Origin of the sequence: Prevotella sp. CAG:255 (genome assembly GCF_000431195.1) — a bacterium.
Lineage (GTDB): Bacteria > Bacteroidota > Bacteroidia > Bacteroidales > Bacteroidaceae > Prevotella > Prevotella rara.
Map to the genome: position 1 here is coordinate 32,063 of NZ_HF986862.1, position 8,115 is coordinate 40,177.

An 8,115-nucleotide genomic window follows, 5' to 3' on the forward strand; every position below is an offset into this window, starting at 1 on the left:
ACTGATTGTTTTAATATAGAATTTTAGTTGTTTCAACCTTTCCGTCGGCATATTCCTTCTTAACGATGTTAAGTCCGGGACGCATGTCCTTGCGCATTGTACCGTCTGTGCCATAATATATTGTGCGCACGGGAGCGGCATTCTGTGTCAGCTCTGAGCTGATGCCTGTGGTAGAGTCGACGGCGATGCCGTGTATCGTTACGTCGCTCAGACAGATGGTCTTGCCTGTTGCGGCATTGTTATACCAGGGATAAACGCGTATGCGGAGAGTTTCTCCCTCGTTGACCGACAGCACCGGCATTGAGCATACATACTGCATGTTGTTGGCAGGCATGCTCTTCATCTCGAAGATGTTTACAGGATTGGCGAAGTTTTCTTCCTTCGAATAGTATATCTTGCAGCACATGCCGTTGCCGCCGCAGCCGCATACGAACATCGACATAGAGTCAACCTTGAGCGTGGTGCCCTTTGCAGGCTGAACGGCAAATTCGATATAGCGGGTTGAAACTTCGTCGATTTCACCGGCAGGCCAGCTTTCGCCCTCGATGACATTGCGCTGTGTCTTGCGTGATGCGTCGAAACCTGTCCACTCGGGCCATGTGGTGTTAGTGTTGGGTGCAGAATATTTCTGAAGCGTCATGCCGCTGTACGACTGTCCGAGAGTGTTCATCGGACCAGTAACCTCGCATTCATCGTCTTTCTCAAGGCGCCAGTATGCCTGAACGGGCACGCCGCCTTCGAGCACGATGCTTGTGCCTGTAACGGGTATGGTGATGGTCTTGTCGCCGCTTGTTACGGTTATTTCTTCGTTAATGGGGCCTTCTTCGGCAAACTCGCAGCGTGCGTAGAACGTGCCGATCATGTTGCCTTCCTTATAGCTCATGCTGATGCTGCCCGAATAGCTCTCGCCGTCGGCAGACACCTGCAGGCTCTTGCTTGCCGTAATGGTTACGTTGCCTTCGGCCGGCTGAAGGTCGAAGCCGCTGATCTGAAACTCCTTTACAACGGTCTGTCCCTTGTAAGCCTCGCCGAGGTCGGCCTTCGACGGATTGACGCTGAGGTCGCTCGTCAGGTTGATATACTCGGTCAGGATGCCCTGCTTCTGCAGGAGCTGTGCGCAGAGGCGCGCAATCAGAGTGGCTCCCATGGCCGAAGTGTGGGTGCTGCCGTCGCCGTCGAAGAGCAGTTCGTTGGCCTTGGCGTCGCCGTAACTTTCGTAGAGTTCCTTCGTTGCGGTGGTCAGGTCGATGTAAGAAACGCCCATTTCATCGGCAACCAAGCGCATCTGATAGGGATAGTCGTATGTATGGTCGTCCTCGCCAACCTTGTTTCCCTCCTTGATGCCCGATGCAGTGAGCAGCGAGAAGTCGTCGCCCAAGTCGTGACGGCCGTTGCGGCGGATGGTGCTGCCCGTGAAATATTTGCGGCAGATGGCGCCTACGAGCACCGGAGTGGCACCGAGGGCGCGTGTCTCTTCAACATATTTGCGCAGATATTCCTTATAGGTTCCGCTGGCAGTGGTGCCGCGATAGTCGGTGGCATCGGCCTTGGCCTGGTCGCCTATGCTCTCGTAGTAGGCTTTAACCTCGTCGCCGTCCATGCCGTCGTTCTTCTCGTCGTTGTGTGCAAACTGTATCAGCACGTAGTCGCCGGGCTGTATCTGCTTCTTGACCGACTCCCAGTAGGCGGCCTCCTCATAGAAACTCTTGCTGCTCGCGCCACTCTTGGCACGGTTGTTCACCGTTACAGCGTCGGTGAAAAACTGCTGGAGCATCTGTCCCCAGCCGCGCGTAACGGTTGTCGACTCGCTGTATGTGGCCATCGTTGAGTCGCCGATGGTGTGCACCTTTATGGCCATCATCGACGTTGATACCAGCATACCGGCTGCTAAAAGCGTAGATTTAAAAAGGTTCATAAGTGTAAGTTATTTTTTAAGGTTATAAATTTCGTAGATAGTTTGACGTAGATTTCGGCGGCAAAGATAGTTCTTATTTACCGATGAAATGGGATAAAAATTGTTTAGAAAGGCGGACTTTTCATCATTTCGGGCCTATAAACGCCTGATTTCGGGCGTATTGTTGGTGTGCGGAAATACTGCTGAGATTATGCGGAAAATGGCGGACGGCATATAACATAACGAGCAAGGGTTTTGTAAAAGGCCACGTTTTACAATGCAAAAGGGCATGTTTTGGCACGCAAAAGGCCGTCTTTTAGAAGGTAAAAGACGGCCTTTTGCAACGCGCTTATTATCAGATAGTTACAGCGGCGATACCAACATAGGCTGAAAACACTGCAAATCAGCCGTGCTGCGTATATTTTTTGCGATAGTCGGACGGCGTCATGCCGGTCTTGGCCTTGAACGTGCGGCCGAAGTATTTCGGGTCGGTAAAGCCTACTGAATATGCAATCTCCGAGAACGACATGCGACTCTCAACTATCAGCCGCTCTGCCCTGAGGATGCGCATGTGGCGCACGAAGTCGATGGGCGACATGCCGAAGAGCGACTTCACCTTGCCGTAGAACACGGTGCGGCTAAGGGCCATGGCCCTGGTTATGTCGTCTATCTTGAGTTCGGGGTCGGATATGCGCGGCTCGAGATAGTCGACAAGACGGCGTGCAAACTCCTTGTCGGCATCGGCAATGCCCGGTGAGTCGGCCTTATATATAAGGTGGCCGTCGCCCGCAGCATTGAGCTTGCTGACGTATGCCTGCTGAAGCTGGCGGCGCTGGCGTATGATGTTGTCGACACGCGACTTCAGGTAAGACACGCTGAAAGGCTTGGTTATATAGTCGTCGATGCCCTCGTTAAGGCCTTCTATGCGGTAGTTGATGGCGGTTCGGGCCGACAGCACCACTATAGGTATGTGGCATGTGTCGGGACATGCCTTTATCTTGCGTATCATGGTCATGCCGTCCATCACGGGCATCATGATGTCGGTGATGATGAAGTCGGGCTGGCGGCTCTGCGCCATCTCGAGTCCTTCCTGCCCGTTGCGTGCCTCAAACACATTGTAGCTCGACGAAAGACTGCTTACAAGGAAGTAGCGCAGCTCTACGTTGTCTTCAACCACGAGCACGGTGATGCGTCCTGAAGCAAAGTCGAGACCACTTACGGTGGCAGCAGACTGCGGCATATTGTCAGAAACGGCCATTTCATCGGAGTTTTGTGGCGCTGCATCCACATCGTCGGCAGCGGCATCGAGCTTCTTCAGGTCGAGCGACTTGTTCACGAGTTCGAGCATGCGCACGGAGTTTTTCTTCACAAATTCGAGATATGTACGGGCCTTGGCCGACAATGGTTCCTCGCTCAGCACCTGACCAACGGGGCCGTCGATGAGCGTCAGAGGGGTGCGCAACTGATGGGATATGCCCGTGAAGAAGCGCAGCTGGCGCTCCTTGAGCCGCTTTTCCATTGCAACATTGCTGCGCAGGCGCCACACATAGAACAGCGAGAATATGACGGAAAGGCCAACAAGCACATACAGGAGCATGGCCCAGCCTGTCTCCCAGAATGTGGGATGAACATATATCTTAAGCTCGCGGGCGTTGTCGGTCCACACGCCGTCGGAGTTGGTGCTCTTCACCACAAGCGTGTACTTTCCTGCGGGGATGTGGCTCAGCGACGCGCTGTGGCTCATGCCCGTGTAGCTCCACTCGCTGTCGAGCTCCTTTATCCTGTAGGCATAGCGTATCAGGCGGTTGCCGTCGTAGTCGAGCGCCGAGAAGTAGACAATGGCGTTGCGCTCGCCTGCCGGAATCTCGAGCACGGTCTTGCCGAGTATTGGCTTTATCTGCTGCTCGCCCTGAAACTGCACACCGCTGAACACTATCATGGGCTTGTAGCGGCTCTTCTTTATCTGACCGGGGCGGAACGACAGGTAACCACCGATGACACCGAGGAAAATCTCGCCTCCACGTGACGACACATAGGGCTGCGCCTCGGTGAAGCCGATGTCTTCTTCCCAGTCGTTAGAGCCATAAATCTCATATTGACCGGTCTTCTGATACAGCTTGTCGAGGCTGCTCTCGCGCACAAGCCACAGATTGCCCGCAGCGTCTTCGACAACAGCCTGTATGGTGCCTTCCTCATGCTCTATGCCCTCAACGCGCCTGAACGGGATGTTGTCGCGAAGCAGACTTGACGCCTGTGCAACCTGAAAGCCGCCGCCCATGGTGGTGGCATATATCCGACCTGACGACCTGCTGACATAAGTGTTGAGCACATCGGAGGCAAGCAGCGACGTGGTGTCGCCCTGAATGTGCGTCGTATAGTAATATCGCATCGACGAAAACTTGTCAACACGATGCGACATGGTAACAATGCCGCCGAACGTTGACGCCACCATTATTCCGCCGGGGGCAGCCGATATGCGGCGCATGCGGTTGTAAGCCTTGTCCTTGAAGGGCGTCATCACGTTGTTGCCGTTGATGAATGCCATGCTGCCGCCTGGCTTCATGGCTGCAATGTTGATGCCTCCTCCATAAGTGGCCACCCACATACGGCCGGCGTCGTCTTCGCAGAAGTCGTATATGCTGTCGCAACTCAGCGACCATTTGTCGGTGTAGCTCCTGGCATAATGCGCCAATCCGTTTCCGCCACGGCCTCCATACAGCACATATATGCCGCGACCCTTGGTGCCAATCCACACATTGCCGTAGCGGTCTTCGCGCAGAGCGTACACGCCCTCGTCGGTAAGACGCACCGGCACACCGGTCAGCCGGCCGTCGGGCGAGAGATACATCATCCTGCGGCTTACGGCATCGGTAACGGTTACATAGCCGTTGTGCATGCCTGTCCATATCCGTCCGCTGCGGTCTTTCATCACCGAGCGCACGTCGGCATCGCGCACCGTGGGCGTAAACTTGAAGCGATAATAGTTAAAATTAACAAGCGTAAGATTATGATTGCCCGTAAACCAAAGGTTGTTCTGCGCGTCCTTCTTATATTTCAGGATGTAGCTTACGGGCAGACGGTTGCTGTTTTCGGCATTAAGATTGTAAGGAACGAGACATCCGCGGGCTTCATCATAATAAGAGAATACGCCGCCGTTGGGTATCACCCACACCGTGTGGTTGTCGTCTTCATGAAAAACAGGATAACGGCTCGTGGTGCCCATCCATCCGTCTGCTTCCGACTGAAGCCATCGAACGCTGCTTCCGTCTGGCGAAACAAGACTAACACCCGGTCCTGAAGAAAATGCCCAGGCACGGCCCCGACTGTCGGTAAACACCTTCTTCACATCGGCAGACGGCTGCGAAGGATGCTGAACGGACACAACACGAAAACCTGACGTGCGAGTGCTGAACACGAGCAGCCCCTTGTCACAGGCCAAGGCAAGCTTGTCGGAACCGAAGCGGAACATGCCGTTTATCTTTGTTACCGGTGCAGGAACGCTGATCATGCGCAGCCGGTCGGAATAAACACCGAAGCGGCCGTCGCGCGATGCGAAATAGACATTGCGCCCCACATGGCACATATACTCAAACTTGAAAGGAAGAAGCACCTTGCTGCCGTAAAGCCCTACGCCGTTGTCGGCAAACACCCACTCGCGCCCGTTTCCGTCTGCCATTACTTTTCGTATAGGTCCCCGATATATCGTCTTGCGCGTGTCGATAAGACTTACGCCGCCGTGGCTCTTTATCTTGCCCTCATCTATGCGCAAGTTAATGTTGCCGTCGCCAAGTACCCATGCATGGCCGTTGGGCAGCGATATAATGTTGCGCACCGGAAACTTATGTCTGACAGTGTTGCCGACAAGCACGTCGAGGTCAATATAGCGGCATGTTGTACAGTCGAACAGATAGGCCTTGCCGTCATAGGTGGAACACCAGATGTCGCCGCAGGAGTTTGGACGGATAAACTTAAGGCGGTTGGAAGTAAGCACCTGGCCCGCACCGAAGTGCTCGCGGAAGCGGCTGAACTTATAGCCGTCGTAATTACATAGTCCGTTCCATGTTGAAACCCACATCATGCCATCGTCCGAAAGCCCAAACTCCGATATGTTGTTGGCAGGAAGTCCGTCGTCTATGGTAAACGTCCTGACCTTGCAGTATGGCTGCGAAAAACAAGACGAAGCCGTGGCCACAAGCAAGAATGAGGCCGCAAGAACATAAGTAATGATAGGTTTTAAGTAGATTTTCAACATATTCGAATTAAGAAACAAGCGCTGCAGGCAAGTAGGACAAAGCCATGAAGGCGGCCGTCGGCCGCCTGTCCATTACGACTTACGGTAGGACATGGGCAACATGCCGACATGCTCCTTGAAATATTTTCCCATGAACGACTGGTTCGGGAAGCACATGTCCTGCGATATCTCCTTTATGCTCTTTGTCGTGTTCTTCAGCAAGACACGCAGCTCCATCACAACGTAGTTGTCTATCCAGTCGTTAGGAGTGCGGCGGCTCACCATCTTCACGGTCTCTGAAAGATACTTGGCTGTTATGCACATCTCATGGGCATACCATCCCACTCTTCTCTCCGAGCGGTAGTTCTGCTCTACCAGACGGATAAAGTCAGAGAATATGGCTTCGGCACGCGTGGGCTTCTTGTCAGACCTGAGCTGTATTCTGTATATGGCATTGCTAAGGTCGTAAATCATGGCAGATATGAGCATCCTGACCACATCACGGCGGAAAGGCCTGCTGCCGTCGTCAACCCTATTCTTTATCATTGTGAAATAGTCGACCACATCTTTAACCTCGTCGGGCTGAAGCATGAAGACAGGATGACTGCGCGAGAAGAGAAACAGAGAAGACAGCTCATGAAAGCCCTTAACAATCTCATGAAAGAAATCGTAAGACATCATGATGGCTATTCCCTCAACATCGTCGCTCCTCTGATAGTTGTCAACAACCTGACCTTCGTGTATAATCATGGCCTCACCTGCATGCACACACTGTTCTACGGTGTCGGCAGTATAGCGGAAGCTGCCCTGCAGGCACAGTCCGATAATCAATCCCATGTTGCGGCTCGGCTCACACGGGACCGGCAATTTTCCAAAATTGTCGAACAATATAATATCATCGTCAATACGGCTGAAGTTATATTCCTTTGCAACCGAAAACGTTGAAACAGATATTAATCCCTTTTGTCCCATTTTTCCAAAATTTTGTCTTGCAAAGATAACAAAATATCAGCCACCATCAAATTAAAATCAAAAAATAATCATTGTATCGACAAGGTTTATTTTTTCCATAACATAAGGTGTCAACACCCTTTGCCAAAACCTTACCGGGCATTACACAGATAAAAAATCTTGACATGGTCATACATCACAAGGAAACTGACATGAGAAGCCAAAGCAACAACTCACAAACCGACGGCTTCACAAAAAAATTATATTCAAAAAAATATAGCAAATGCCCTTCAAGGCACAGCGTGAAAAAGGCAACATATAGAATAAAGGCATGCAAAATAATGTAAATCTTTCTATTTTAAAGCATGAATTATCACCATACAATTATATACAAAAGTCGATATTTTATATATAAACCACCAAACACGCCTGCGATATGTTAAATAGCATTTATATATATTCATCTTTGGCATCACTTTTGCTTGCCCCATACATGCCCGTGATTAATGTATTGTTAACACTTATTTGCGCCTCCTGCATATTATTACCATCTAAAAATATCTTTATTTTTGTATCATCAAAAATACTAATTCAATCATTTTGTTTTTATTTTACGCTATATATCGTCTAGATATCATAAAATCACCACATCTTATAAATTAAGCATATTTATTAAAATAATTTAATTTTATCATATTTATCACAAATAACCATTACTTTTATGAAATAATTTTGTATCATTGCAAACAGAAACTAAGAGCAGCACATAAGTTTTATATTCTTGTTGCTGCAAATCTATGCAAATTAAAAACCAACTAAAGTGCTTATGAAAAAATTACTACTTTTAGCAGCAATGGCAAGTTTAGCTTGCGGTGCATCAGCCCAAGAAGAGGCAACCCTTTACAACTTTAACGATGCAGTTTTCATAATCGAAGGCTATGAAACACCGGTTTGCGGTGTATTTAATCACGTGTCAAACAATGGCAAATATGCCGTTGGCGTGGACGATTTGATTTCGATGACGAGCTACTACTGGAAT

At 50.5% G+C, this 8,115-nt stretch carries 4 protein-coding genes; 1 reads left to right on the plus strand and 3 read right to left on the minus strand.

What is annotated here, in order from left to right:
• Positions 1 to 10: 10 nt before the first annotated feature.
• The 3 genes from QVO66_RS12935 to QVO66_RS12945 form a co-directional block, all read right to left on the minus strand.
• On the minus strand, positions 11 to 1,915 hold the full coding sequence (locus tag QVO66_RS12935; protein WP_021855921.1) for a rhamnogalacturonan acetylesterase: 1,905 nt from the start codon (positions 1,913 to 1,915) through the stop codon (positions 11 to 13).
• A 382-nt stretch (positions 1,916 to 2,297) separates the two neighbouring features.
• Positions 2,298 to 6,146: a hybrid sensor histidine kinase/response regulator transcription factor gene (locus QVO66_RS12940; RefSeq protein WP_021855922.1), complete on the minus strand. Its 3,849-nt coding sequence runs from the start codon at positions 6,144 to 6,146 to the stop codon at positions 2,298 to 2,300.
• Positions 6,147 to 6,218: 72 nt separating this feature from the next.
• A complete protein-coding gene (locus QVO66_RS12945) occupies positions 6,219 to 7,097 on the minus strand; it encodes an AraC family transcriptional regulator (RefSeq protein WP_021855923.1) in 879 nt (292 codons plus the stop codon).
• Between the two features lie 805 nt (positions 7,098 to 7,902).
• On the opposite strand from QVO66_RS12945, the gene QVO66_RS12950 reads away from it, so the two are divergent.
• Positions 7,903 to 8,115 (plus strand): hypothetical protein (locus QVO66_RS12950; RefSeq protein ID WP_288172895.1); only part of this gene is annotated, 213 nt, incomplete at its 3' end.

Bases quoted from the DNA above. Each gene is read 5' to 3' on its own strand.
- QVO66_RS12935 (WP_021855921.1), bottom strand. From the start codon at position 1,915: ATGAACCTTTTTAAATCTACGCTTTTAGCAGCCGGTATGCTGGTATCA.
- QVO66_RS12940 (WP_021855922.1), bottom strand. From the start codon at position 6,146: ATGTTGAAAATCTACTTAAAACCTATCATTACTTATGTTCTTGCGGCC.
- QVO66_RS12945 (WP_021855923.1), bottom strand. From the start codon at position 7,097: ATGGGACAAAAGGGATTAATATCTGTTTCAACGTTTTCGGTTGCAAAG.